24 protein-coding genes are annotated in these 26111 nt (G+C 74.7%); 5 read left to right on the forward strand and 19 right to left on the reverse strand.

Annotated features, from left to right (window positions below; all coding sequences use genetic code 11):
- Window positions 1–91: 91 nt before the first annotated feature.
- On the reverse strand, window positions 92–532 hold the full coding sequence (locus JD79_RS21125; RefSeq protein ID WP_110007107.1) for a hypothetical protein: 441 nt from the start codon (window positions 530–532) through the stop codon (window positions 92–94).
- Window positions 529–1683 carry a tRNA dihydrouridine synthase DusB gene (gene dusB / locus JD79_RS21130; RefSeq protein ID WP_110007108.1) on the reverse strand — a complete coding sequence of 385 codons (1155 nt, stop codon included), beginning with the start codon at window positions 1681–1683 and terminating at the stop codon, window positions 529–531. Before dusB ends, JD79_RS21125 begins: the two co-directional genes overlap by 4 nt.
- Window positions 1684–1800: 117 nt before the next feature.
- Here dusB and JD79_RS21135 point away from each other — a divergent pair, with 117 nt between their 5' ends.
- Window positions 1801–2970: a glycosyltransferase family 9 protein gene (locus JD79_RS21135; protein ID WP_245900271.1), complete on the forward strand. Its 1170-nt coding sequence runs from the start codon at window positions 1801–1803 to the stop codon at window positions 2968–2970.
- Here the strand turns inward: JD79_RS21135 and JD79_RS21140 are convergent.
- From JD79_RS21140 to JD79_RS21155, 4 genes are all read right to left on the reverse strand, one after another.
- Window positions 2940–4358, reverse strand: a complete 1419-nt coding sequence (locus tag JD79_RS21140; RefSeq protein ID WP_110007110.1) for a glycine--tRNA ligase — start codon at window positions 4356–4358, stop codon at window positions 2940–2942. The genes JD79_RS21135 and JD79_RS21140 overlap by 31 nt on opposite strands.
- A gap of 88 nt (window positions 4359–4446) precedes the next feature.
- Entirely contained in the window at window positions 4447–5514 is a 1068-nt protein-coding gene (locus JD79_RS23205) for a hypothetical protein (RefSeq protein WP_211308093.1), read from the reverse strand.
- A gap of 77 nt (window positions 5515–5591) precedes the next feature.
- The gene (locus JD79_RS21150; RefSeq protein ID WP_110007111.1) at window positions 5592–5870 is read right to left on the reverse strand and encodes an antibiotic biosynthesis monooxygenase family protein; all 279 of its coding nucleotides are present in this window, start codon (window positions 5868–5870) and stop codon (window positions 5592–5594) included.
- A gap of 83 nt (window positions 5871–5953) precedes the next feature.
- Window positions 5954–6823 carry a hypothetical protein gene (locus JD79_RS21155; RefSeq protein WP_110007112.1) on the reverse strand — a complete coding sequence of 290 codons (870 nt, stop codon included), beginning with the start codon at window positions 6821–6823 and terminating at the stop codon, window positions 5954–5956.
- Between the two features lie 271 nt (window positions 6824–7094).
- Between JD79_RS21155 and JD79_RS23210 the strand changes: the two genes are divergently transcribed.
- Entirely contained in the window at window positions 7095–8909 is a 1815-nt protein-coding gene (locus JD79_RS23210; RefSeq protein WP_211308094.1) for a serine/threonine-protein kinase, read from the forward strand.
- A gap of 85 nt (window positions 8910–8994) precedes the next feature.
- Here JD79_RS23210 and JD79_RS21165 read toward each other — a convergent pair whose 3' ends face one another.
- Window positions 8995–9840, reverse strand: coding sequence for a protein kinase domain-containing protein (locus JD79_RS21165; RefSeq protein WP_110007113.1), 846 nt, complete (start codon window positions 9838–9840; stop codon window positions 8995–8997).
- Between the two features lie 254 nt (window positions 9841–10094).
- Between JD79_RS21165 and JD79_RS21170 the strand changes: the two genes are divergently transcribed.
- Window positions 10095–12206, forward strand: a complete 2112-nt coding sequence (locus JD79_RS21170) for a cation:proton antiporter (protein WP_211308095.1) — start codon at window positions 10095–10097, stop codon at window positions 12204–12206.
- A gap of 247 nt (window positions 12207–12453) precedes the next feature.
- On the opposite strand, the gene JD79_RS21175 is transcribed toward JD79_RS21170, so the two are convergent.
- Genes JD79_RS21175 through JD79_RS21185 form a run of 3 tightly spaced genes read right to left on the reverse strand, consistent with a single transcriptional unit; the run spans window position 12454 to window position 15981 of the window.
- Window positions 12454–13944 carry an FHA domain-containing protein gene (locus JD79_RS21175; protein WP_170149301.1) on the reverse strand — a complete coding sequence of 497 codons (1491 nt, stop codon included), beginning with the start codon at window positions 13942–13944 and terminating at the stop codon, window positions 12454–12456.
- Complete coding sequence (locus JD79_RS21180) at window positions 13944–14378, reverse strand: hypothetical protein (RefSeq protein ID WP_110007115.1); 435 nt, start codon at window positions 14376–14378, stop codon at window positions 13944–13946. The genes JD79_RS21175 and JD79_RS21180 overlap by 1 nt, the downstream gene beginning before the upstream one ends.
- Before the next feature lie 55 nt (window positions 14379–14433).
- On the reverse strand, window positions 14434–15981 hold the full coding sequence (locus tag JD79_RS21185; RefSeq protein WP_110007116.1) for an FAD/NAD(P)-binding protein: 1548 nt from the start codon (window positions 15979–15981) through the stop codon (window positions 14434–14436).
- Between the two features lie 151 nt (window positions 15982–16132).
- On the opposite strand from JD79_RS21185, the gene JD79_RS22865 reads away from it, so the two are divergent.
- Window positions 16133–17728: a serine/threonine-protein kinase gene (locus JD79_RS22865; RefSeq protein ID WP_211308096.1), complete on the forward strand. Its 1596-nt coding sequence runs from the start codon at window positions 16133–16135 to the stop codon at window positions 17726–17728.
- Window positions 17729–17740: 12 nt separating this feature from the next.
- Here JD79_RS22865 and JD79_RS21195 read toward each other — a convergent pair whose 3' ends face one another.
- The 9 genes from JD79_RS21195 to JD79_RS21235 form a co-directional block, all read right to left on the reverse strand.
- Window positions 17741–18505, reverse strand: coding sequence for an isoprenyl transferase (locus JD79_RS21195; protein ID WP_110007117.1), 765 nt, complete (start codon window positions 18503–18505; stop codon window positions 17741–17743).
- On the reverse strand, window positions 18495–19283 hold the full coding sequence (recO, locus tag JD79_RS21200; RefSeq protein WP_110007118.1) for a DNA repair protein RecO: 789 nt from the start codon (window positions 19281–19283) through the stop codon (window positions 18495–18497). The genes JD79_RS21195 and recO overlap by 11 nt, the downstream gene beginning before the upstream one ends.
- Complete coding sequence (gene era, locus JD79_RS21205; protein ID WP_110007119.1) at window positions 19280–20194, reverse strand: GTPase Era; 915 nt, start codon at window positions 20192–20194, stop codon at window positions 19280–19282. The genes recO and era overlap by 4 nt, the downstream gene beginning before the upstream one ends.
- 85 nt (window positions 20195–20279) lie before the next feature.
- Window positions 20280–20612, reverse strand: coding sequence for a cytidine deaminase (locus JD79_RS21210; protein WP_110007120.1), 333 nt, complete (start codon window positions 20610–20612; stop codon window positions 20280–20282).
- Between the two features lie 134 nt (window positions 20613–20746).
- On the reverse strand, window positions 20747–22078 hold the full coding sequence (locus tag JD79_RS21215) for a hemolysin family protein (RefSeq protein ID WP_110007121.1): 1332 nt from the start codon (window positions 22076–22078) through the stop codon (window positions 20747–20749).
- 4 nt (window positions 22079–22082) lie between these two features.
- On the reverse strand, window positions 22083–22586 hold the full coding sequence (ybeY, locus tag JD79_RS21220) for an rRNA maturation RNase YbeY (RefSeq protein ID WP_110007122.1): 504 nt from the start codon (window positions 22584–22586) through the stop codon (window positions 22083–22085).
- Window positions 22587–22591: 5 nt separating this feature from the next.
- Window positions 22592–23617 carry a PhoH family protein gene (locus tag JD79_RS21225; RefSeq protein ID WP_110007942.1) on the reverse strand — a complete coding sequence of 342 codons (1026 nt, stop codon included), beginning with the start codon at window positions 23615–23617 and terminating at the stop codon, window positions 22592–22594.
- Window positions 23618–23800: 183 nt separating this feature from the next.
- Window positions 23801–24628, reverse strand: coding sequence for an enoyl-CoA hydratase/isomerase family protein (locus tag JD79_RS21230; RefSeq protein ID WP_110007123.1), 828 nt, complete (start codon window positions 24626–24628; stop codon window positions 23801–23803).
- A 31-nt stretch (window positions 24629–24659) separates the two neighbouring features.
- Window positions 24660–25019 carry a histidine triad nucleotide-binding protein gene (locus tag JD79_RS21235; RefSeq protein ID WP_110007124.1) on the reverse strand — a complete coding sequence of 120 codons (360 nt, stop codon included), beginning with the start codon at window positions 25017–25019 and terminating at the stop codon, window positions 24660–24662.
- A gap of 107 nt (window positions 25020–25126) precedes the next feature.
- Here JD79_RS21235 and JD79_RS21240 point away from each other — a divergent pair, with 107 nt between their 5' ends.
- Window positions 25127–26071, forward strand: a complete 945-nt coding sequence (locus JD79_RS21240) for a putative selenate ABC transporter substrate-binding protein (RefSeq protein ID WP_110007125.1) — start codon at window positions 25127–25129, stop codon at window positions 26069–26071.
- Window positions 26072–26111 lie beyond the last annotated feature (40 nt).

Below are 26111 nucleotides of genomic sequence, written 5' to 3' on the forward strand. Positions count from 1 at the left end.
CGGTTCCTCTCGAGCGGGCCCGGTGGACCTCCAGCCGGGCGGCGCACATGGTGACAGCCCGCCGCCGGGGTGAGAAGGGATCCGCTCGCGGTCAGCCGGAGGTGCCGCAGATCCTCGGGCCGTCCTCGAGCACCACGGTCAAGGTGGCCTCCTCGCCGTCGTCCCAGCGGACCCGGACCTCCCGGGAGTCCTGGTCACCGAGCCGTCCCTCCGCGACGCCGACGACCTCGCCGGTGCCGGGGTGCTCGTACGCGGACAGGACGTCGGCGACGTCGCCGGAGTCCCGCTCGGCCTCGCACAGCAGGTCGCCGGAGGTCTCGGTGTCGCCGGCCTCGAGGGCGGCGAGGAAGACGCCGGCCACCTCGCGGGCCTGCTCGTCGCCGCCGCCCTTGACCAGGGGCAGCGCCACGACCATGGCGACGGCGAGGGCCGCGGTGCCCCCGAAGATCCACAGGATCAGGGCGTTGCTGCGCCGCGGGGTGCCGGTGTGCAGCGGCTCGGGGCCCTCGTCGTACAGGTAGGGGCCGCTCATCCGCCGCTCGTCTCCAGCTCCGCGCCGGCCGGCGGGCGGGGGTCGTCGCGGTCGTCGAGCCAGCCCTGGGGCAGCGCCACCGGCCGGGGGCTGCTCGTCCGGCCGCGCGGGCCGCCGAGGACCGCCGTCGGGTAGGGCTGGTCGGGGATGCGGTCGAGCAGGCCGGCCAGCTCGTCGAGCGAGCTCACCATCGCCAGGGCGCGGCGGACGTCGGAGCCCACCGAGAAGCCCTTGAGGTACCAGGCCACGTGCTTGCGGAAGTCGGTGCAGCCGTGCAGCTCGCCCTGCTCGGCCGACAGCAGCTGCGCGTGCCGGTGCATGACGGCGGCGACCTCGCGCAGCGACGGCAGCGCGCGGCGCGACTCCCCCGCGAAGGCCGCGGCGAGGTCACCGAAGAGCCAGGGCCGGCCCAGGCAGCCGCGCCCGATGACGACGCCGGCGCACCCGGTCCCGTCCAACAGGCGCAGCGCGTCGTCGGCCTCCCAGACGTCCCCGTTGCCGAGCACCGGGATGTCGACGGCCTCGACCAGCCGGGCGATCGGCGCCCAGTCGGCGGTGCCGCTGTAGAGCTGGTCGGCGGTGCGCCCGTGCAGGGTGATCGCGGCGGCGCCCTCGTCCTGGGCGATCCGGCCGGCGTCGAGGTAGGTGACGTGGTCGGCGTCGATGCCGATGCGGGTCTTCACCGTCACCGGCACGTCACCGGCGGCGCGGACGGCGGCGCGCACGATGTCGCGGAACAGCACCCGCCGCCACGGCAGCGCCGACCCGCCGCCCTTGCGCGTCACCTTGGGCACCGGGCAGCCGAAGTTCAGGTCGACGTGCGCCGGGCGGGTGCCGGCGACCTCCTCGTCGACGAGCATCTCCACCGCGCGGCCGACGGTGGCCGGGTCGACGCCGTAGAGCTGCACGGAGAAGCCGGCCGCCGCCTCCTCGGGCGTGGCGCGGATCATCCGCAGCGTCTTCTCGTTGCGCTCGACCAGCGCCCGCGTGGTGATCATCTCGCAGACGTAGAGGCCGGCGCCGAACTCGCGGCACAGCGTGCGGAACGCGGGGTTGGTGATGCCGGCCATCGGCGCGAGCACCACGGCCGGGTCCACGGTGAGCGGCCCGAGCCGCAGCGGGGCGACCGCCGGTGCCAGGGTGCTCGTCACACCGTCCAGGGTAGGTGGCCGCCTCCGGTGGCCGGGGTCACCCGCGGGAGGGCCGGCCGCATGGACGGCGTCCCCGCTGGGCAGGGGGTCTCCCGTCCACCGAGCCCAGGAGCACGCGTGCCGAGGTCCGCCCCGCTGACGCCCGCGGGCGCGCGCGTCCCCGGCGTCGAGCGGATCGCCGTCCTGCGGGCCAACTTCCTCGGCGACCTGGTGCTGACGCTGCCGGCGCTGGACGCGCTCCGGGCCGCCTACCCCGACGCCGAGATCACCCTGCTGGGCGCGCCGCTGCACGCCGCCCTCCTCGACGGGCGGCCCGGGCCGTGGGACCGCGTGGTCGTCGTCCCGCCGTGGCCCGGCGTGCGCGACGCCCCGGGTGCCTCCCGCGACGGCGCCGAGGTGCGCGAGTTCCTCGCCGGCCAGCGCGACGAGGGTTACGACCTCGCGCTGCAACTCCACGGCGGGGGCGGCAACTCCAACCCGTTCGTGGCCGCCCTGGGCGCCCGGGTGACCGCCGGCGCCCGCGACGTCGGCGCCCCGCCGCTGGACCGCTGGCTGCCCTACGTCTCCGACCAGCACGAGGTGCTGCGCTGCCTGGAGGTCGCGGGCCTCCTCGGCGCGGTGCCGGTGACCCTGGAGCCGCGGCTGGCGGTGACCCCCGAGGACGCCGCGGCGGCCGACGGCGTCCTGCCGCCCGGGCCCGAGCCGTGGGTGGCGCTGCACCCCGGCGCCCAGGACCCGCGGCGCCGGTGGCCGGCGGAGTGCTTCGCCGAGATCGCCGGCGGCCTGGCCGGCGAGGGGGCGCGGGTGGTGCTGGTCGGCGCGGGCGAGGACGACCGGCGGGCGGCCGACGCGATCCGCGCGGCGACGACGGCGCCGCCGCTGGACCTCGTGGGCCGGCTGTCGCTGTCCGCGCTGGCCGGCGTCCTGGCCCGCTGCCGGCTGGTGGTCGCCAACGACTCCGGCCCGCGCCACCTCGCCGAGGCGGTCGGGACGGCGACCGTCGGCGTCTTCCTCGAGCGCAACCTGCTCAACGCCGGCCCCCTCACCCGCCGGCAGCACCGGGTGGCGGTCTCGGCCCGGACGGCGTGCCCGGTGTGCGGCGTCGACCAGGGCCGCGCGCGCTGCGGGCACGACGCGTCCCTGGTCGCCGACGTGCCCCTGGAGACGGTGCGGGCCGCCGCCCTCGACCTGCTCGAGGACGGCGGCCCGTCGGTGCACCCCGCCGCCGCTGCCGCGCGGCAGCGGCGGCGTCCGGCTCAGCAGCCGGGGAGGCGTGCGGCGAGGTAGGACTCGACGGCGTCCAGGCCGATCCGCTCCTGGCTCATCGAGTCCCGCTCCCGCACCGTCACCGCGTCGTCGGTGAGGGTGTCGAAGTCGACGGTGAGGCAGAACGGCGTGCCGATCTCGTCCTGCCGGCGGTAGCGGCGGCCGATCGCGCCGGCGTCGTCGAAGTCGACGTTCCAGTTCCGGCGCAGCCGGGCGGCGAGGTCCCGCGCCTTGGGCGAGAGGTCGGCGTTGCGCGACAGCGGCAGGACGGCGGCCTTGACCGGCGCCAGCCGCGGGTCCAGCCGCAGCACGGTGCGGACGTCGACGCCGCCCTTGGCGTTGGGCGCCTCGTCCTCGGTGTAGGCCTCGACGAGGAAGGCCATGAGCGAGCGGGTCAGCCCGGCGGCAGGCTCGATGACGTAGGGCGTCCAGCGGGTGTTGCTGGCCTGGTCGAAGTAGGACAGGTCGACGCCGGAGTGCTCGCTGTGCGTGGACAGGTCGAAGTCGGTGCGGTTGGCGATGCCCTCGAGCTCACCCCACTCCGAGCCCTGGAAGCCGAAGCGGTACTCGATGTCGACGGTGCGCTTCGAGTAGTGCGACAGCTTCTCCTCCGGGTGCTCGAAGTGCCGCAGGTTGTCCGGCGAGATCCCGAGGTCGGTGTACCAGCGGGTCCGCTCGTCGATCCAGTACTGGTGCCACTCCTCGTCGCTGCCCGGCTCGACGAAGAACTCCATCTCCATCTGCTCGAACTCGCGCGTGCGGAAGATGAAGTTGCCCGGGGTGATCTCGTTGCGGAAGGACTTGCCGATCTGCCCGATGCCGAACGGCGGCTTCTTGCGGGCGGCGCCCATGACGTTGGCGAAGTTCACGAAGATGCCCTGCGCGGTCTCCGGGCGCAGGTAGTGCAGCCCCGACTCGTCCTCGACCGGGCCGAGGTAGGTCTTCAGCATCATGTTGAAGTCGCGCGGCTCGGTCCACTGGCCGGTCACGCCGCAGTTCGGGCAGGTGATCTCGGTCAGGCCGTTCTCCGGGAGCCGGCCCTTCTTCGCCTCGAAGGCCTCCTCGAGGTGGTCGGCCCGGAAGCGCTTGTGGCAGTTCTGGCACTCGGTCAGCGGGTCGGTGAAGACGCCGACGTGACCGGAGGCCACCCACGTCTGGCGCGGCAGGATCACCGAGGAGTCCAGGCCGACGATGTCGTCGCGACTCTGGACGACGGTGCGCCACCACTGCTTCTTGATGTTCTCCTTGAGCTCGACGCCCAGGGGCCCGTAGTCCCAGGCGGAGCGGGTGCCGCCGTAGATCTCACCCGACGGGAAGACGAAACCCCGGCGCTTGCAGAGGTTGACCACCTTCTCGAGGCGGGCGGGGTCGTGCGGCGCGGTCGACGTGCTGGTGGTGCTGGCGCTCACGGGCTGGGTGCTCCATCCGGCTGGCGGTCGGCGGTTGACCCGCCCACGGTAGACGCCCCGCCCGCGCGCCCCCGCCCGCCGTGGCCCCTCAGGGGGAGGTGTAGCCGCAGACGGCCGGACCGCCCTCGTCCACGACGGTGACCACGAACGCCGCCTGCTCGCCGCTGTCCAGGGTCACCTCGAAGGTGACCTCGTCGACGTCCCCGGCGGCGGTCGCGCCGGTGGCCGACCCCTCGGTGATCTGCCCGCCGAGGAAGGTGTCGAAGTCGTCGAGCAGCGCCTGCCCGTCGGGGAACTGGCCCTGCCCGTCGGTGCACAGGTCGGCGTAGGCGGTGTCGCCGTTCCGGTCGACCACCGCCTGCACCCACGAGGCGGCGAACTCCAGGCTGCCCGGGATCCCCGGCTCCCCTCCCCCGCCGGTCCCGCCCCCGCCGGTCGGCGTCGACGCCCCGCCGCCGAAGCCACCCTCGCCGGAGGGAGACGACGAGGAGGACGAGGAGGACGACGAGGACGACGGCGCCGAGGACGAGGTGCTCGCCGACGTGGCGGTGGCGGTGGACGTACCGGCGTCGTTCCCGCGATCGAGCAGGACGACGGCGAGCACGCCACCGCCGACGAGCAGGACGGCGAGCGCGACGAGGAGCGCCACGAGCGGGCCACGGCCCTTCCGCGGCGCCCCCGGGCCTGACCCGCCGTACGGGGGCTGGCCGTAGACGGGCTGGCCGTAGCCGGGCTGGCCGTACTGCTGCTGCCCGTACGGGGGCTGCCCGTACTGAGGCGGGCCGTACGCGGGCTGGCCGTAGGGAGGCTGACCGTGGGGACCCTGCCCGTAGCCGGGCTGGCCCTGACCCGGCGGACCGTAGGAGGGCTGGCCATACGGGGGCTGGCCCTGGCCCGGCTGTCCCTGGCCCGGCTGTCCCTGGCCCGGCTGTCCCTGGCCCGGCTGTCCCTGGCCCGGCTGTCCCTGCTGGGGCCGGCCGTACGGGGGCTGCTGCACCGGGCCACCCAGGCGCAGCGTCGGGTCGCGCTGCTCGGACGCGCCGGGCAGCCGGTCGGTGGGCGGGTCGGGCAGCGGACGCGGCGGCACCGGGGGGAGTCGGACCTCGCGGGTGCGGTCGGGCGGCGGCGTCCCGTCGTCGTGCGGCGGCTGGCTCATCGCGCCTCTCCCGATCCGGCGTGTGCTGTCCCGCGAAGGCTACGCATCCGGCGGGGCCGTGGCCGGGCACGCCGGGCTCACCCCGCTGGGAGGTAGGCGCCGGGCTCGTCGAGGGCGTGCACCCACACCGGCGCGCCCGCCACCTTCACCTCCGCGGCCGACAGCGCGCGGCGGTAGGCGCCGACCCCGTCCCAGCGGGTGACCAGCGCCCACAGGGTCGGGTCGTCGGCGCAGCGTCCGGACTCCCCGCCGAGGCAGCCGGGCCGCGCGGCCAGCGCGGCGAGCAGTCCGTCGACGGCGGACGCGACCTCGGCCGCCTCGCTCTCGGGCACGCGCAACCGGGTCACGGCGAACACCGGCACATCGTGCCGCAGTCGCGGGGCACAGACGGCGACGGCCGGTCCCCGCGGGTGCGGGGACCGGCCGTCGGGGGGGTGCGTCAGCCGAAGTTGCAGACCGTCAGGTCCGCCTGCACCCACACCTCCACGGTCTGGGTGCTGCCGTCGTCGAGGGTCAGCTCGAAGGTGGCGACGTCGACGGAGTTCGCCGGGTCGTACTCGATGCTGACCAGGCCGCCGTCGGTGATCGTGTGGCCGCCCAGGATCTGGCTGTAGAAGTACAGCGTCAGGTACTCCTCGGGGCTGTACTCGCTGCCGGCCGAACCCTCCTGGGCGGCGGACTGCAGCTCGGCGCAGGAGAGGCCGAAGGCGGTGGTGTAGTCGAAGTCGTACACCGCCTGGACCCACGCGAGGGCGAGGTCGGAGGAGCCGGCGATCTGGCCCGCGTCGGCGCCCCCGCCGGTCTCGTTCCCCATCGGCGTGCCACCGCCGGTGCTGCCTCCGCCGCCGGGGGTGCTGCCGCCGCCGGGGCCGGGCGTGCCGGCACCGCCGGGGACCGAGACCGGGCCGCCCATGTCCATGCCCATGCCGGAGCCGGAGCCGGAGCCGGAGCCGGAGCCGGAGCCGCTGTCGGAGCCGCTGTCCGCGGAGGTGGACGTGGAGGTGGAGGTCTGCTGCGCCGCGGGAGCCGGGTCGTCGTTCCCGCGGAGGAGGAAGAACAGCAGCACGCCGACGCCGGCCGCCACCACCACGACCGCGGTGATGACCCACGGCAGGACGCTCTTCTTCTTGGGCGGCTGGCCGTAGCCGCCGGGACCGAAGCCGGGGCCACCGCCCGGGCCGAAGCCGGGCGCGCCGTACTGGCCGGGCTGCGCGTACTGGCCCGGCGCGCCGTACTGGCCGGGCGCGCCGTACTGGCCGGGCTGCGCGTACTGACCGGGCGCGCCGTACTGGCCGGGGGGCTGACTCATCTGCTTCTTCCGTTCGTGTGGACGGGCGCTGGGGGCCCGCGAGCGAGAGCAAGATAGGGAGACTCCGCCGCCCCGCATACCGGTTCGCGCGCGGCAGTTCCGCGGACCGGTCACAGGTGGGTCACGGCCCGGCGACCGGCGTCCCGCAGGTGGAGGAGCCGCGGCCGGGACGCTGGTCGGGGTGCGCACCCGTCCCTAGACTCCGCCGACGACCCGCACCCGGCGCCGGCTCCGACGAGCGCCCGCGCTGCGGCACACGGAGGAACGACCGGTGGAGTTGCAACAGTTCGGCCCCTACCGCATCGAGGCCCTGCTCGGCCGCGGCGGGATGGGTGAGGTGTACCGCGCCTTCGACACCGAGCACGACCGCACGGTCGCGCTCAAGGTGCTCTCCGAGCACCTGGCCGCGGACAAGGGGTACCGCGAGCGCTTCCGCCGGGAGGCGCACCTCGCGGCCCGGCTCAACGAGCCGCACATCGTCCCGATCCACCGCTACGGCGAGATCGAGGGCCGGCTGTTCCTCGACATGCGCCTGGTGCCCGGCCGCGACGTCGCCGCGGTCCTCGCCGCGGAGGGGCCGATGAGCCCGCAGCGTGCGGTGTCCGTCGTCAGCCAGACCGCCCGCGCGCTGGACGCCGCGCACGCCGACGGCCTGGTGCACCGCGACGTCAAGCCCTCCAACGTGCTGCTCACCGGCACCGGCGAGGACGAGTTCGTCTACCTCGTGGACTTCGGCATCGCCCGGTCGACCTCGGACGCGCAGGGCCCGGCGCTGACCCAGACCGGCGCCGCGCTCGGGTCCTTCGACTACATGGCCCCCGAGCGGTTCCTCGAGAAGCCGATCGACAAGCGGGTCGACGTCTACGCGCTGGCCTGCGTGCTGTTCGAGTGCCTCACCGGCCGCCGTCCCTTCACCGGTGACGGGCTGGCCACGCTGATGTACGCCCACCTCAACAACACCCCGCAGGCCCCGTCGGCGCTGCGGCCGGGGCTGCCGCGCGCGCTGGACGACGTCGTGCGCAAGGGCCTGGCCAAGGAGCCCGACGAGCGGTACGCGACCTGCGGCGAGCTCGCTGCGGCCGCGCGCGCGGCGCTGAGCTCGGCCGGGGTGTCGGTCCGGACCGAGGCCGCCCCGCCCACCTCGGTCAGCCCGCTCCCCCATCCGCAGACGGTGGGCTTCTCCTCCCCCGGCCCGGCCGGCACCTACGGCGCACCCTCGCACGCGGTCGCGCCCGCGGCGCTCTACGGCCCGCCGTCGAACCCCGGCTACCCGACCGGCGGCTACGGCCCGCCGTCGGACCCCGGCCCGCCCACCGGCTACGGCCCGACCTCCAACCCGGGCCCGCCCACCGGCTACGGCCCGACCTCCAACCCGGGCCCGCCCGGGTATCCGCCCCCGACCGGCCCGGCCTTCCCGCCGCCGGCCGGCGGGTCCTCGGCCAGCGGCCGGGGCCGCGGCTCGAGCAAGCTGCCGCTGGTCATCGTCGGCACGGCCGTGGTGGTCATCGCGGTCGTGGTCGGGATCATCGCCCTGGCCGGCGGCTTCAGCGGGGGGGACGACGTCCGGGCCGACGACACGGACACCTCGACCGGCTCGTCGAGCGGCGGCTCCTCCGGCAGCGACGACCCCGCGGACCCCGAGGACGAGTTGCTGAGCGTGATCCCCGGCGGGTTCGACGTCGAGGACTGCACGTCCGGGACCCCCGCCGGGGACGGGGACCGGGCGCGGGTGGAGTGCGGAGCCGCCACGCAGCCCGGCCCCGAGGTGTCGTTCTTCTACCTCTACGAGGACGAGGCGGCCGTCGACAGCGTGTTCCTCTCCGACGTCGGCAACGTGGGCCTGTCCCCCCTGACCAGCACCGACTGCCCGGACGCACAGGGTTACCGCGGGTACGAGGCCGACGACCAGCCGGCCGGGCGGGTGGCCTGCTGGGTGGACACCGACGGCGACGCGAACATCGCGTGGACCCAGAACGACGTGGCCGCCGAGGGCCTCGTCACCATCCCCGACGGCGGGCAGTCCGGGCTCGCCGACCTGTGGGCGTGGTGGAACGACCCGGCCAACAGCGACTTCGTGCAGCGCTGAGGTCCCGCGCGAGGTCCTGACACGACGAGGGCCCCGTCCCCACCGGCCGGTGGGAACGGGGCCCTCGTCGGATCGGAGCCGCCGGTCAGGCGCGGGCGGCTCCCAGCGCGGCGTCGGCCAGCCGGTCGAGCCGCTCGGCCACCTGCAGCGCGGTCACCGGGCGCTGGCCCACCGGCGCCAGGCACTCGGAGACCAGCGCGGCCTCGTCGTCGGTCAGCCCGGGGGCGATGGCCGGCTCGGCGCTCATCACCCGGCGGATGGCCAGCAGCGGCTCGCCGTCGGGCAGCTCGCCGTAGAGGCCGGTGCCGGTGAGCGCCCGGTTGAGGGTGGCCCCGAGGGCGAACACCTCGGTGGCGCGGGACGGGCGCTCGCCGCGCAGCAGCGCCGGGTCGAGGTACTCGACCGACGCCGCGCTCGCCATGCCGGTGAGCGTCACGCCCGGGGCCAGGTAGCGGGCCAGCCCGAGGTCGGAGAGCTTGCCGCCGTCCTCGGTGAGCAGGATGTTGGCCGGCTTGATGTCGCCGTGGGTCAGCCCCGCCTCGTGCAGCGCGTGCGCCGCGTGGGCGGCGTGGGCCACCGCGCGCAGCACCTCACCGCGGCTCAGCGGCCGCGCCGGGGCGGCCAGCGAACCGAGCGGGCAGTACTCCATCGCGTACAGGAAGCTGTCCTGCAGCACGGCGTCGTAGACCCTGACCAGGTACGGCGAGGCCACCTGCGCGAACGCGCGCAGCTCGCGCACGCCCCGCTCGTAGGCCTGCTCGCTGTGCGTGCCGGTGAAGACCTTCACCGCGACGTACTCGTCGGGCAGCCCCAGCCGCGCCGGCGGGCGGGCGAGGTAGAAGCGGCCGTTGTTGCCCTCGCCGAGCACACGGATCACCTGGTAGTCCGCGATCGTGGCAGGCGCCGCGCCCACCAGGCCGACGGCATCCATGCATGTCCTCCTGAAACGCTGTCCTCCCCGGACGAGCCGGGGACGCCGCCGGTGCGGCAGCGGCACAGTGTGACGGCACCCGTGCCGTCCCGGAAGCCGTTCACGCCTGCGAAGTCCCGCGCGCGGAGCGCCCCCGGGGCGGACGGAGCGCAGCTAGCATCCGCGCCCGGCTGGCCCCGGTGGCCCGGATCCGGCCGTCCCACCCGACTCCCGCGCGGTCCCACGTGGCGCGGACAGCACCGCCCGGAGACCCAGTGGAAGCGCGCCCCGTCGCAGAGATCATCGCCTACGTGTTCGTCGATCTGGCGGTGATCATGATCATCGCGAGGTTGATGGGCCGCCTGGCCGTCAAGGTCGGCCAGCCGGCCGTCGTCGGGGAGATCGTCGCCGGCATCCTCCTCGGCCCGACCCTCCTCGGCGCGCTGCCCGGCGACCTGGACCTGCTGCTGTTCCCCACCGACATCCGGCCGTTCCTCAACGTGCTCGCGCAGCTCGGCCTGGTCCTGTTCATGTTCCTGGTGGGCCTCGAGGTCGACCTGTCCTTCATGCGCGGGAGGGAGAAGGTCGCCGTCTCGGTCTCGCTGGCCTCGATCCTGCTGCCCTTCTCACTCGGCGTGCTGCTGGCGACCTACCTGCACGTGCAGCACGACGTCTTCACCGAGATGGACGGCACCACCTCGCCGATCCCGTTCCTCGGGTTCGCGCTGTTCCTCGGCGTGGCGATGTCCATCACCGCGTTCCCGGTCCTGGCCCGGATCCTCGCCGAGCGGCAGATGCACCGGATCCCCACCGGTGTGCTCGCGCTGGCCTGCGCCGCCGTCGACGACGTCCTCGCCTGGTGCCTCCTGGCCGTCGTCGTCGCGATCGTGGCGGCCTCCTCGTTCAGCGGCGTCGTGCTGATCCTCGGCCTGTCGGTGGCCTTCGCCCTGGTGATGTTCCTGGTCGTCAAGCCGCTGCTGCGGGTGCTGGTGACCCGCTACGAGCGGCTGGGTCAGCTCACCCCGGAGATGCTGGCCGGCGTCCTCATCGGCATCCTCGCCAGCGCCTGGGTGGCCGAGGAGATCGGCATCCACTTCATCTTCGGCGCCTTCCTCTTCGGCGTCGTGATGCCGCGCAAGGGCGCCGCCCGGCTCAACCACGAGATCGTCGACCGGCTCGAGCAGGTCAGCGTGCTCCTGCTGCTGCCGGTCTTCTTCGTCATCACCGGGCTCAACGTCGACGTCGGCGCGATCGACCTCGCCGGCCTCGGCGAGCTGTGCCTCATCCTGCTGGTGGCGATCTCCGGCAAGTTCGTCGGCGCCTACGCCGCGGCCCGGGCGATGCGGGTGCCCAAGCGCCAGTCCACCGCCCTCGCGACGCTGATGAACACCCGCGGCCTCACCGAGCTGGTCATCCTCAACATCGGCGTCCAGCAGGGTGTGCTCGACGGCGAGATGTTCACGCTGATGGTGATCATGGCGCTGGTGACGACGGGCATGGCGACGCCGCTGCTCAACGTCATCTACCCCAAGCGCATCCTGCAGCGCGACATCGCCGCGGCCGAGCGCGCCGAACTGGGTCTCACCGAGGCCTACACCGTCGTCGTGGTGGTGGACGACCTCGACCGGGACGCCGCGCTGGTCGACCTGGCCTGCGACCTCGTGGGCCGCGAGACGCCCGCCCAGGTCGTCCTCACCCGGGTGGTCCACCGCTCGCGGCCCAAGCCCGAGTGGGCCAGCGGCCTGGGCGCGGACCTCGAGCTGATGGCCACCGTGGCCGACGAGCTGCGGACGCTGGCCCGGCAGGTCGAGGCCCGGGGACTCAGGGCCTCCGTCGCCTCGCGGTTCAGCGAGGACCCGTGGGCCGAGGTCGTCGACCTGGCCGGCAGCACCGAGGCCGACGTCGTCCTGGTCCGCAGCGGCTGGGGTCTGGCCGAGGGCGCGCTGGCCGCCGACGGCTCCGGCACCCCCTGGCCGCCGTCGCTGCGCGGGTCCGTCGTGACCGTCTCCGGCGAGCTCGGCGAGGCCGGACTGCAGCCCGGCGGGCCGGTGGCCGTGCTGCAGGACGGCGACGCCGACGGGCGGGCGGCGCTGCGGCTGGCCGCGCACGCCGCCGTGGGTCGGCGCGTGCCGCTGCAGCTGCGGGCCGGCGAGGGGCGGAGGGGCGTCAAGCGCAACGTCGCGGACTCCCTGCGCAGGGCGGGTGTGCAGGTCGCCGCGCAGGCGGAGTCCCTGCCGGCCCTGCTGGTCGCCCCGGCCGGCGCGGGCACCGTCCCGGGGGCCGACGACCTGACGCCGATCCTGCTGGTGCACGCCGGCACGGCCGACACCGACCGCGACATGGACGAGACCCTCGCCGGCATCGCGGCCCGTCCCGGGGCGGTCTGACCGTCCTCTCCTGCAGGCCCGGAGCCCGCGTCCCGTTCGAGGGGACGCGGGCTCCGTCGTCTCCGGGGTCGGGTCCCCGGGCGAGGCCGCCGGCGGCGGCCTCCTCCCCCTCGGCTCGCTCGTGCTCTGCCCCGCGTCAGTGGGCAGAGCACGAGCGTCCACGGGAGAGCCTCCCGCACCCCCGGACACGTGACGGCGCCCGCCTCCCCGAGCGGGGAGACGGGCGCCGTGGTGGTGCCGGGAGCGGTCAGTAACCGCCGTGCGGCGACTCGAAGGCGAACTGCCGGCCACCCATGCGGACGGCCATGCCCGGGGTCAGCCGGACCGGCTGGTCGGGCACCAGTGAGGACCAGCCCGGTGCGCCGCGCGGGGCGACGAGCGTGCCGTTGGCCGAGCCGGTGTCGACCAGCAGCACGTCCCAGCCCTCGAGCCGGATCTCGGCGTGGTGCCGGCTGACCCCGCCGGTCTGGTCGAGGACCAGCAGCGGCCGCAGTTGCCCGGAGGCCACCCGCTCGTCGGTCTCCGGTTCGCGGCCCAGCAGGTAGTCCATGTCGAGGCTGACCGTCGCGCCGTCGTCGAAGACGAGCAGCCCCAGCGGCGGGCGCACGCCCTCGATCAGCACCGCCGTCTGCTGGGTGGTGCGGATCCCGCACAACGCGCAGAAGCCGGCCCGCGGGTCGTTGAGGTGGCCGTTCTTGCAGAGGATGCCCTTGACCTTGGCCCGCTCGTCCTCCGGCTCCGCCGCGGCGGGCGCCGAGGGCTCCGCGCCGGGGGTCGGCAGCGGCTCCCGGGCCGGCTCTGCCTCCGCCGGGCCGCCGAACAGCAGCGCCGACCTCTTCGGCGCCGGCAGCTCGACCGGCGACGGAGCGGGCGGCTGCGCCGCGACCGGCGCGGGGGCCGGGTGGTCGTGCCCGGCGTGCTCGTGACCGGCGTGGTCGTGCCCGGCGTGGTCGTGCCCGGCGGGCGCCGGGACGGCCGGCGCGGGGGCCGCGGGCGCAGGGGGCTTGACCGTCGACAGCGGCACCCGGGCGTGCGGCGCGGGCAGCCGGACCTGCATGGTCGCCGCCGGCGGAGGGCCGGGCACCGAGGGTGCGGGAGCCGGGGCTAGCACCGCCGCGGCACCGGGGACCGCGCCGGCCTCGAGGTCGGCGAGCGGGTGCGGCGCGGTGTCGGCGGGCGAGCCGGCCGACAGGTGCAGCGCAGCCGGCGGCCAGGTGACGAAGCGGTCGAGCACGAGCGTGCCGTTGTCCAGCTTCTCGCCCTGCGCCGGCGTCAGCCGCAGGCCCAGGTCGGGCACCTCGGCGGTGCCGCCGCCGACGAGCACCAGCGTGAGCCCGTCCTCGGTCGCGGCGGTGACCGCGAACGACGGCGGGTCGGCGACGGTGCCGAGCCAGCTGCGCAGCTCCTCGTGCAGCCGGCGGCCGGGGGCGCGGGACCCGGCCGCCGAGACACGGCGGCAGAGCGCGACGAGCTCGCCGACGTGGGCGTCACCGGCGGGGGCGGCCGCCGGTGCGGCCGGGACCGGAGCGCTGCCCCAGCCGACCAGCGCCGGCTTGGCGGCGGGCGCGGCGGACCCGGTCGGCCGGTGGGTGACCCCGACGACGAGCAGCACGCCGGGCAGCCGGACGACGAGGTCGGGGCCGGGGGCGACCCGGACGGCGACCTGGTCGAACGGCGGCACGGTGGCCGGGGCCCCGGTGGTGCCGGTGAGCGGCGCCGGAGGGGTGGCGGAGGACATCAGATGAGCCTCCCACCGTTGATCCGCCAGTGGATGAAGGGCACGCGCATCGGGCCGTTGGCCACCAGCCACACGATCAGCCACGTGCTGACGAAGTGGATGGCGAAGGCCGGGCCGGGCAGCGAGTCGATCCACGGGATCGCACCGCCGGCGAAGAGGAACCACACGAGCAGGCCCTCGGGGATGCCGGTGAGCAGGCCGAACAGCGTCGGCCAGTCCTTCTCCCACCGGAACTGCTGGATGCCGTGGTAGACGAACTCCCACAGCACGCCGAGCACCAGCACGACGAGCAGCACGGAGAAGGTGGCGCCGTAGGAGGCCGCCAGGGAGGCCCCGGTGGGGAGCACCGGGGTGATGATCAGGGTCCAGATCGAACCGACCACGGCCAGCAGGAAGATCCTGGTCTGGATGCGGCCGCTCAGGGTGGGCAGCACGGTGTCGTCTCTCTCGGTCGTCGCGGACGTCGGTGGCGGGTCGGGGGCGGGTCGGTCAGATCTGCTTGTTGCGGACCCACTTCCACCACTGGCTGGTCGACCGGCCCGGGCCGAGCTTCTGCGCGAAGCCCTGCGCGATCAGGTCGTCGGCGATCTCCTGCGCGGCGATCTGCAGCCCGAAGAACGTGTCGACGCCGGGGAACGGCCCGCCCAGGGTGGCGCTGCCGGAGGCGTAGATCTTGCCGCCGTTCTGCGCGCCGGTGACCTCGAAGTTGCGCTGCACGTCCAGCCGGCCGACGGGGTTGCGCTGGGCGTTGGAGTGGTCGAGCAGGTCGGCCAGCACGCGGTGCTCGCGGATGTCGGCCTCGAGGCCGGTGCAGTCGATGACGGCGTCGAAGGTGCCCGTGTGGGGACCCTGGTCGGGGGTGTTGACGGTGACCTCGACCAGGTCGCCGACCGGCTTGAGCTCCTCGATGGAGCCGATCATCACGCGGTACCAGCCCTCGCGGCGACCCCGCCGCAGCTGCTCCTGCCAGTCCCGCCGGACCGGGGTGTTGGTGCCGCCCATCTCCTCGTACAGCCGCTTGCGCTCGGGGCCCTCGCTCTTGCGGACCTGCTGCTTGAGCTGGCCGCCCCACACCGACTTCGGGTAGTTGAAGCCCTGGTAGGCCCAGCCGTCGGCGCCCTTGCGGCGCTTGAGGATGCCGGTGCCGTGCGGCCGGTCCACGTAGGTGCGGAACAGGTGGACGATCTGGGTCTGCAGGCCGCGCTGGTCGCGGTCGTCGATGAGCCGCTGCAGCACCCGCGAGGCCACGATGCCGCCACCGCGGATGAGCACCGTCCCGGGGCGCTGGTGCAGCCGCTCGTAGACGTGCTCGTGCCGCTCGTAGGCGTTCACGACCCTGCTGTAGTCGTTGTACTCGTTGCGGTACCGCTGCAGGTCGGGGAGGAACTTCAGGCCCGGGTAGCCGACGGCCACGTGCACCCACTGGCTGCGGTAGGCGATGCGCCGGGTCGGGGTGGCACCCTCCGGCGGCGTCAGGATGGTGAAGTAGCCGCCGCCCACGCGGCGCCGGACCATGCGGACCTGGCCGTTGACGACCATCTCCGGGTACCGGATCCGGTACATCTCCTTCTCCATCGACTCGAACGCGTGCCCCGCCTTGGGCGTGTAGTAGTTCGCGAAGATGGGCTCGACCAGCACGTTCCACGCCTGCTTGACGTTGCCCTGCAGGGCCTCGCGGATGGCGTAGCTCGGGAAGCCCCAGATGTTGTCGGGGCAGGACGAGGAGTCCGACCGCAGCCGCTCGCCGCGCGGGATCTGCGAGACCGTCGTCAGGTACTCGTAGCTCTCCCACGGCGTCTTCAGCGGGGTGAGCACCCGCATGGCGCTGGTCGGGACACCGCAGATGCGCAGGTAGTCGACGGTGACGAACGAGCCGATGCCGCCACCGAAGGTGACGAACGGGACGTCGACGACGGGGATGCCGGCCTCGGCGAGCATCTGGTCGGTCCAGAAGTCGCTGGCGATCAACGCGTCGTTGAGGTCGCCGGGCTGCGGCGGTGTCGGGGCGTGCTGGGGCGCGATGGTGCTCTCGCTCACGGGAGTGGATCCGTCCTCTGTCGGGGAGCCGCCACTGTCAGGTGGGTGCGCAGCACTGTCAACGGATTCCGGCGCGGCTGCGCGAACCGTTGCCCGACCCCGGACGAGGGCCGCCTGCCTACACTGCCGCCACTGCTCCGGGAGGCCACGGGTGGAGTCACGACAGTTCGGTCCCTACCGGATCGAGGAGCTGATCGGCCGCGGCGGCATGGGCGAGGTCCACCGCGCCTTCGACACCGAGCACCAGCGCACCGTGGCGCTCAAGGTGCTCGCCGAGGACCTCGCCGCCGACCGCGGCTACCGCGAGCGGTTCCGCCGCGAGGCCCACGCCGCCGCCCGGCTGTCGGACCCGCACGTGGTCCCGATCCACCGCTACGGCGAGATCGACGGCCGGCTGTTCCTCGACATGCGGCTGGTCCGCGGCCGCGACCTGGCCACCGTGCTCTCCGAGGAGGGTCCCCTCTCGCCGGCCCGCGCCGTGTCGGTCGTCGGGCAGGTCGCCCACGCCCTCGACGCCGCACACGCCGAGGGGCTGGTGCACCGCGACATCAAGCCGAGCAACGTGCTGGTCTGCTCGACGGCGGGCAACCCCGTCGACGACGACGAGTTCGTCTACCTCGTCGACTTCGGCATCGCCCGCTCGGTGGTGCAGGACGGCGGCACGACCGCGCTCACCCAGGCCGGCTCGGCGGTCGGGTCGTTCGACTACATGGCCCCCGAGCGGTTCCTCGAGCGGCCGGCCGACGCGCGCGCCGACGTCTACTCCCTGGCCTGCGTGCTCTTCGAGTGCCTCACCGGCCGCCGTCCGTTCGGGGCGCGCGACCTCGCGCCGCTGATGTGGGCGCACCTCAACGACACGCCGCCGCCGGTGTCCTCGCTGCGCCCCGGCGTGCCCGCCGCCCTCGACGAGGTGGTGGCCCGCGGGCTGGCCAAGGACCCCGCCGACCGCTGGCCGTCGGCCGGCGCGCTCGCCTCGGCCGCCCGCCGTGCGCTGACCTCGTCCGGGACGCCGGCCCGCCCGGACCCGGCCGCGCCACCGCCCGGGCCACCGCCCGGGCCACCGCCCCTGCCGGCCACGGCCGGGGCCACCCGCCTCCCGCCGCCGCGCCCGCCGGCCGCCACCGGCCCGGCCGCTCCCCCGCTCCCGGCCGACGGGCGTCGCTCGCGGCTGCCCGCCCTCCTGGTGACGACGGCGGCGCTGCTCGCGGCCGCCCTCGTCGCGGTCGTGCTGCTCGCGGGGGGCGGCGGTCAGGCCGCGGCGGACCCGCCGGCCCGGCCGACCGAGACCGCGCGGCACGACGACCTGCTGGCACTCGTCCCGGCCGACTTCGACCGGGCCGCCTGCCGCCCCGCCCCCTCGGCCGGTGACGGCGACGTCGCCGCGGTGGACTGCGGACCCTCGACCACCGAGGACGGGCCGCGGACGGCGCGGTTCTTCCTGTATCCCGACGGGGAGGCCGCCGAGGCCGCGTTCACCGCCGACGTCACGCGGCTGGAACTGCCGCGGCTGGCCAACGGTGCCCGCTGCCCGGCGTCGCAGGGCCACCAGGACTGGACGCTGGAGGGCGCGGTCAAGGGACAGCTCGCCTGCTACGTCGACGAGGAGAACACCGCCGTCCTCGTCTGGACCGAGACCGAGGACGCCGTCGAGGCGATCGTCACGATCCGCAACGGCGGGACCGCCGGACTGGCCATGCTGCGCCAGTGGTGGGACGACCCGGCCCTCTCCACGTTCGGAGCGGCGTAGGCCGGGGGCGGCTCAGGCCCTGCCGAAGCGGCGCTGGCGCGAGGCGTACTCCTCGCACGCGGCCCACAGGTGCCGGCGGTCGAAGTCGGGCCAGAGGGTGTCGAGGAAGACGAACTCGGCGTAGGCCGACTGCCACAGCAGGAAGTTGCTCGTCCGGTTCTCCCCGGAGCTGCGCACGAACAGGTCGACGTCGGCCATGTCGGGCTCGTCGAGGAACCGGGCGACGGTGGACTCGTCGACCCTGCCCGGGTCGAGCCGGCCGGCGGCGACCTCCCGCGCGATCGCGGCGGCGGCGTCGGCGATCTCGGCGCGGCCGCCGTAGTTCACGCACATGGTGAGCGTGAGGACGTCGTTGTCCCGGGTGAGCTCCTCGGCGACCTCGAGCTCCTTGATGACGCTGCGCCACAGCCGCGGGCGGCGGCCGGCCCAGCGCACCCGGACGCCGAGCTCGTGCATCTCGTCGCGGCGGCGGCGGATGACGTCGCGGTTGAAGCCCATGAGGAAGCGGACCTCCTCGGGGCTGCGCCGCCAGTTCTCCGTGGAGAACGCGTAGGCGCTGATCGCCTTCACGCCGAGCTCGATGGCGCCCTCGACGCAGTCGAACAGCGAGGACTCCCCCGCCTCGTGTCCCGCCGTCCGCGGCAGGCCGCGCTCCTTGGCCCAGCGGCCGTTGCCGTCCATGACGATCGCGACGTGCCCCGGCACCCGGTCGGCGGGGATCGACGGCGGCCGCGCTCCCGACGGGTGCGGGTTGGGCGCCTTCACCTCACGCCTCACTCAGCAGACCCGCTTCCCGCCTCGGGGCGACGTCGGAGCGGTCGACCAGCGGCAGCGAGCGCAGGCCGCGCTCGAGGTGCCACTGCAGCAGCGCGGCCACCAGCCCGCTGCCCTCGCGGCGCTGCGGGTTCTCGCTGGCCTCGGCGGTGTCCCAGTCGCCGGACAGCAGCGCCTCCAGGTGCCCGATGGTGACCGGGTTGGGCATGGCCGAGCCGGTCGGCCGGCAGCCGGGGCAGACGGTGCCGCCGGCCGGGACGGAGAAGTGCCGGTGCGGGCCGGTGACGCCGCAGCGGGCGCAGTCGCCCAGCGCCGGCTCCCAGCCGGCCACCGACATCGCGCGCAGCAGGAAGGCGTCGAGCACGAGGCCGGACGGGTGGGTGCGCTCGGCCAGGGCCCGCAGTGCCCCGACGACGAGGAGGAACAGGCGCAGCGAGGGCTCCTTCTCCTCGGCGGTCAGCCGGTCGGCGGTCTCCAGCACCGCGGTGCCGGCGGTGTAGGCCGGGTAGTCGGCGGCGATGACCGAGCCGTAGGAGCGGATCGACTCCGCCTGGCTGACGATGTCGAGGGTGCGGCCGGTGTAGAGCTGCAGGTCGACGTGGCTGAACGGCTCGAGGCGGGCGCCGAACTTGCTCTTCGTGCGGCGCACGCCCTTGGCCACCGCCCGCACCTTGCCGTGCCGGCGGGTGAGGACCGTGACGATCCGGTCGGCCTCCCCCAGCTTGTGGGTGCGCAGGACGATCCCCTCGTCGCGGTACAGCGACTTCGGCGTGGTGCTCAATAGCCCAGCCTGTTCAGCTTCTTCGGGTCGTCCTGCCACTCGCCGAGGACGGTGACGTGCAGGTCGAGGTGGACCCGGGCACCGAGCAGCTCCTCCAGTCCCGCGCGGGCCTCGGTGCCGATCGCCTTGATGACCGACCCGCCCTTCCCGAGCAGCATCGGCTTCTGGCTGGGGCGCTCGCAGTGCAGCAGCGCGTGCACCTCGACCAGCTCCGCGCCCTCCCGCTTGGGGTCGGGCCGGCGGTTCAGCTCCTCGACGGTGACGGCGAGGGAGTGCGGCACCTCCTGGAACACCTTCTCCAGCGCCGCCTCGCGGATCAGCTCGGAGATCTGCCGGTCGGTGTCCTCGTCGGTCGTCTGCTCCTCGGGGTACAGCGGCGGCCCCTCGGGCAGCAGGCCGACGAGCAGGTCCTCCAGCAGCTCGACCTGGTCGCCCCGCACGGCGCTCACCGGCACGACCTCGGCGGCCTCGACCAGCGCGCTGGCGGCCACCAGCTGCTCGGCCACCTGCTTCTTGCTCGCGGCGTCGGTCTTGGTCACGACGACGACCACCGGCGCTGTCACGTCCCTCAGCTGCCGGGCGATGAACCGGTCACCGGTGCCCACCGGCTGGTCGGCCGGGATGCAGAACACGACGACGTCGACCTCGGACAGGGTGTCGCGCACGACGTCGTTGAGCCGGCGGCCGAGCAGGCTCTTGGGCTTGTGCAGGCCGGGGGTGTCGACGAGGACCAGCTGCCCGCCCGGCCGGTGCACGACGCCGCGGATGGCGTGCCGGGTGGTCTGCGGCCGGTTGCTGACGATGCCGACCTTCTCGCCGACGAGCGCGTTGGTCAGCGTGGTCTTGCCCGCGTTGGGACGGCCGACCAGACAGGCGAAGCCGCTGCGGTACGGCTGGTCCGGCGTGGTCACCCGACCAGTCTCCCACCGCGCACCGACACCCTCGCCGTCCCGCACCGAGACGTCGGTCCCAGGAGCCGACAGCGCTACGGAGGCCCTAGACGGTGGTGCGCAGCGCTCCGTCCGGGCCGGCGAGGAACACCGGCGCCGAGGCCGTCAGGTCGTGCACGGCGGCGAGGCCGTCGGACTCCACCGCGTCGGCGTCGGACACGACCGCCGCCGCCTCCAGGCCCTCGACGCCGCTGGAGACCGCCGCGGCCACCGCGGCCTGCAGCGCCGACAGCCGCAGCGAGGGCAGCGCGACGCTGGCGGCGACGTAGGTGCGCCCGTCGGTGTCGCGGACCGCGGCGCCCTCCGGGGCGCCGGTGCGGCCGCGCGCGGAGCGGGCGAGGGTGACGAGCTTGGCGTCCTCGGGCTGCAGGTCGGGCACGGGACGATTCTCCCCACCGGTGGCTCCGGCCCTCCCGCAGGGGCCCGGCGCCGGCCCCGTCCGGAGGCTCGCCCGAGCGTGCGAGGGGTGAGGGGGACGGGGTCCTTCCACGGTGGGGGGCGGGAGGGTCCTCCTCAGCCTTCCACGCCGGCCGGGACGTCGGCCCGGGTGGCACCGGACTGGTGCTCCGGGTCGGTGTCGGGCAGGCGGGAGACGAGGATCGTGTCGATGCGGTTGCGCCGCCCGCCGGTGCTCTCGGCGACCAGCCGCAGCCCCGCCACCTCCGCCGCGGACCCCTCGATCGGCACCAGCCCCAGCTCGCGGGCCAGCAGGCCGCCCACGGTCTCGACGTCGTCGTCGCGGGGCAGCTCGACGTCGAAGAGCTCGGCGAGGTCCTCGACCGGCAGCCGGGCGGTGATCCGCACCGACCCGTCGTCGAGGTGCTCCACCGGCGGCCGCTGGACGGCGTCGTGCTCGTCGGCGATCTCGCCGACGATCTCCTCGAGGATGTCCTCGATCGTGACCAGCCCGGCGAAGCCGCCGTACTCGTCGACGACGACCGCGATGTGCGTGCGGCGGGCCTGCATGTCGCGCAGCAGCTCGTCGACCGGCTTGGACTCGGGCACGAACGCCGGCGAGCGCATGAGCTCCTCGACCCGCGGGCCGCGGCCCTCGCCGAGGTTCTGCGACCGGCGCACGAGGTCCTTGAGGTAGACGATCCCGACGACGTCGTCGACGTTCTCGCCGATGACCGGGATGCGGCTGAACCCGCTGCGCAGCGCGAGGGCCAGCGCCTGCCGGAGGGTCTTGGTGCGCTCGATCCAGACGACGTCGGTGCGCGGCACCATGACCTCGCGGGCGATGGTGTCGCCCAGCTCGAACACCGAGTGGATCATGTTGCGCTCGCCGGACTCCACGACGCCGCGCTCCTCGGCGAGGTCGACGAGCTCGCGCAGCTCGACCTCGGTGGAGAACGGGCCGTCGCGGTAGCCGCGGCCGGGCGTGATCGCGTTGCCGACGAGGATCAGCAGCCGGGTGACCGGGCCGAACACGCGGCCGAGCAGCCGCACCAGCCCGGCGGTGGCCAGCGCGATCGGGTAGGCGTGCTGCCGGCCGAGGGTGCGCGGCCCGACGCCGACCAGCACGTAGCTGACCACCGTCATCACCCCGGCCGCGGCCAGCACCGCCTGCCAGGTGCTCTCCAGCATCCCGTAGACGACGACGCCGACCAGCACGGCGGCGACCATCTCGCAGAGGATGCGCAGCAGCAGGAGCAGTGCCACCAGGCGGGCGCGCTCGTCGAGGACCCGCTCCAGCCCGGCCGCCCGGCGGACGCCGTCGCGGCGCAGCTCCTCGACGCGGGCCTTGGACACCCGCTGCAGCGCGGCGTCCATGGCACCGAACGCGCCGGCGAGCGGGACCAGGCAGATCGCGACCACCAGCAGCGTGACCGCACCGGCGCTCATCGGGTCACCGGGTCCCGGGACCCCGTTCGGCCGGCTCGCCGGTGACCGGCTGCCGCGGAGCGGAGCGCCAGCCCTCGAGCAGGCGGGTCTGCAGGCCGAACATCTCCCGCTCCTCCTCCGGCTCCATGTGGTCGTAACCGAGCAGGTGCAGCACGCCGTGGGTGGCCAGCAGCAGCAGTTCGTCGTCCATGGAGTGGCCGGCGGCGCGGGCCTGCCGGACGGCGACCGACGGGCAGAGCACGACGTCGCCGAGCAGCGCGGGACCCGGCTCGGGGTCGTCGGGCCGGGCGGTGTCGAGCTCGTCCATGGGGAAGGCCAGGACGTCAGTCGGGCCCTTCTCCCCCATCCAGCGCTCGTGCAGCACCGACATGTAGTCCGGGTCGACGCACAGCACCGACAGCTCGGCCATCGGGTTGACGCCCATCTCGCCGAGGACGTACCGGCAGATGCCGGTCAGCTCCGCCTCGTCGACGGCGATCTCGGACTCGTTGGCGACCTCGACGGGCACGCCGCTCAGCTCCCCTGCCGGCGCGGACGCGCCGGCCGGGCCGGGGCCGACGGGCCCGCGGTGGACTGCTGGCGGGAGGTGTCCCAGCGCTCGTAGGCGTCGACGATGTCGCCGACGAGCCGGTGGCGGACGACGTCGGAGCTGGTCAGGTTCGCGAAGTGGACGTCCTCGATGCCGTCGAGGATCTCCCGCACGATCCGCAGTCCGCTCTGCGCGCCACCGGGCAGGTCCACCTGCGTCACGTCGCCGGTGACGACGATCTTCGAGCCGAAGCCGAGCCGGGTGAGGAACATCTTCATCTGCTCGGCGGTGGTGTTCTGCGCCTCGTCGAGGATGACGAACGCGTCGTTGAGCGTGCGGCCGCGCATGTAGGCCAGTGGGGCGACCTCGATCGTGCCCGACTGCATGAGACGCGGGATCGACTCGGGGTCGACCATGTCGTGCAGCGCGTCGTAGAGCGGGCGCAGGTACGGGTCGATCTTCTCGCTGAGCGTGCCGGGCAGGTACCCCAGTCGCTCGCCGGCCTCGACCGCCGGGCGGGTGAGGATGATCCGGTTGACCTGCTTGGTCTGCAGCGCCTGCACGGCCTTGGCCATCGCCAGGTAGGTCTTGCCGGTGCCGGCCGGGCCGATGCCGAAGACGATGGTGTGCGCGTCGATCGCGTCGACGTAGCGCTTCTGGTTCAGCGTCTTGGGCCGGATCGTGCGCCCGCGGCGGCTGATGATGTCGAGGCTGAGGACGTCGGCCGGCCGCTCGGAGCCGCCGCTGCGCAGCATCCCGATGACCCGGCGCACCGAGTCGGGGCGCAGCGCCTGCCCGGTGCCGAGCAGCGCGATGAGCTCGTCGAACACGCGGACGGCGAAGGCGTTGTCGGCCGGCTGGCCGGTCACGGCGATCTCGTTGCCGCGCACGTGGACGTCGGCGTCGAGCTCGGCCTCGACCAGCCGCAGCAGCTCGTCACCGGAGCCCAGGAGGGCGACCATCGACACGGAGTCGGGGACGGTGATCGTGGTGCGGACCGCGGCGGGCACGGGGCTCGCGAGGGTGCTGGCGTCGTCCACCGCGGCGGCCTGCAGAGAGGCCTCGCGGGACGTGGGAGCGCCTGGCACGGGGACGTTCGGGGAGGTGTCGGGCAAGAACCCTCGACCCTGCCTTCCTTGCACGGGGGGATGACCGCTCCGACTCTACCCGCGCCCGTCGAGGGGGAACCGCGCTCAGCGGCCCCGGTAGGTGGCCTTCCCGGGTCCCTCGTCCAGGAACGAGGCCACCGCGCCGCGCAGGTCGGCGGTGCCGAACAGCGGCCCGGAGACCTGCGGGGTGATCTCGTCGGCAGCCCGCACGCCGTACCGGACCGCGGTGGTCACCAGGCGCTTGGTGGCCGCGTGGGCCAGCGTGGGGCCGGCGGCGACGCGGTGGGCGTAGGCGCGGGCGGCCTCGGCGAAGCCCTCGTCGGGCAGCACCCGGTTGACGACGTCCCACCGCTCGAGCACCGCGGCCGGGTAGCGCTCACCGGTGAAGATCAGCTCCTTGGCCCGCGCCGGACCGGCCCGCTCGGCCAGCCGCTGCGGCCCGCCCATCGACGGGGTCAGCCCGACGACGATCTCGAGCAGCCCGAACGACGCCTTCTCCGCGGCCAGCAGCACGTCGCAGGCCAGCGCCAGCTCGAAGGCGGCGGTGAGGGTGAGCCCGTGGGCGGCGAAGACGGTGGGGACGGGCAGGTCCTCCAGCGTCTGGGACATGCGCAGCAGCCGTGCCCACAGCGCCGCGCCGCGCTGCTCGGGGTCGGGGCCCTCGGCGATCTCCTGGAAGGCGTGCACGTCGACGCCGCCGGAGACCACCTTGCCGCGCGCCTCGAGGAGCACGGCGCGGGCGCGGTCGGGCCGGCCGGGCTCGGTCAGGGCGACCAGCTCGGCGACCGCGGCCTCGAAGCCGGCGAACACCGACTCGTCGAAGAGGTTGAGCGGCGGTGCGTCCAGCACGACGACGGCGACGTCGCCGTCGCGCTCGATCCGGACGGGGGCGGCGCTGCCGGCGTCGGTCATGCCCGCCACCCTGCCAGGCCCCCCACGCGGGTCAGCCGGGAGGCCAGGTGAGCGGCCGGCCGCCCAGGACGTGCAGGTGGAGGTGGTGGACGGTCTGCCCCGCGGCCGGGCCGGTGTTGGCGACCAGCCGGTAGCCGGGCTCGGGGCCGTCCTCGGTGGCCAGGCCCTCCTGGACGGCGACCGCGTGCGCGGAGGCGACCACGTCGGCCAGCAGCTGCGGATCGGCGCCGACCAGCAGCCCCGCCGTCGCGTGGTGCTCCTTGGGGACGACCAGCACGTGCGTCGGCGCCTGCGGGTTGACGTCGCGGAAGGCCAGCGTGCGGTCGGTCTCGTGCACGACGTCGGCGGGGATCTCCCGGGCGACGATCCGGCAGAACAGGCAGTCGCTCACGGCGCCGACCCTAGGGGGCGGGGGCGGACGCCGCGGGTCAGGATGGCGCGGTCGCCGTCGACCCGAGGAGGTCCCGTGCCCGTTCCCCAGCCCCCCGAGCGGACGTAGTGGGCCGCCGCAGCGCTCTCCGGTCGGGGAGCCCCGGGGTCCAGCCGTCCCGCCGCGCGTTCCTCGCCGGCACCGCCCTCGCCCTCGCCACCGCGGCGTGCGGCCGCTCCTCCCCCGTCGGCGCCGCCTCCTCCGGCGCGACGACGACGATGCGCATCGGCGCGATCCCCGACCAGGACCCCGAGGTCCTGCAGCGCCTCCACGGCACCGTGGCCGACTCGGTGTCCGCCGCGCTCGACCTCGACGTCGTCTACGCACCGGTCACCGACTACGCCGCCGCGGTCTCCCTCTTCCGCACCGGCGACCTCGACCTCGTGTGGTTCGGCGGCCTCACCGGCGTGCAGGCACGGCTGCAGGCGCCCGGCGCGCGGCTGATCGCCCAGCGCGACGTCGACGAGGACTTCCACTCGGTCTTCGTCGTGAACGCCTCGACCGGGCTCGCGCCGTCGGACGACCTGCGCCCGCTGGCCGGGCTGCGGTTCACCTACGGCAGCGAGACGTCGACGTCGGGTCGGCTGATGCCCGCCTGGTTCCTGCAGCAGGCCGGCGTCGACCCGCAGGGCTTCCCCGGCGGGCCGGGCTTCTCCGGCTCGCACGACGCGACGCTGCAGCTGGTGGCCTCGGGCAGCTACCAGGCCGGGGTGCTCAACGAGCAGGTGTGGACGTCGCGCTCGGCGGAGGGCGCGGTGGACCCGGCGGTCGTTCCCTACTCCCGCACCCCGGGCTACCACGACTACCACTGGCTGCTCGGCCCGCGGGCGGCGGAGCGGTTCGGCGGCGACGTCGCGGAGCGGCTCACCGCGTACTTCACCGGGCTGTCGGCCGACGACCCGGACGACGCCGCGGTGCTCGCGCTGTTCGGCGCGGGCTCCTTCGTCCCGGCGCGGGCGTCGGACTACGACCGGATCGAGGAGATCGGCCGCAGCCTGGGGCTGGTCCGCTGACCGCCGTCCTCCGGCTGGCCGGCGTCACCGTCCGCTTCGG

This window comes from Geodermatophilus normandii (assembly GCF_003182485.1).
In the GTDB taxonomy this organism is placed as follows: domain Bacteria; phylum Actinomycetota; class Actinomycetes; order Mycobacteriales; family Geodermatophilaceae; genus Geodermatophilus; species Geodermatophilus normandii.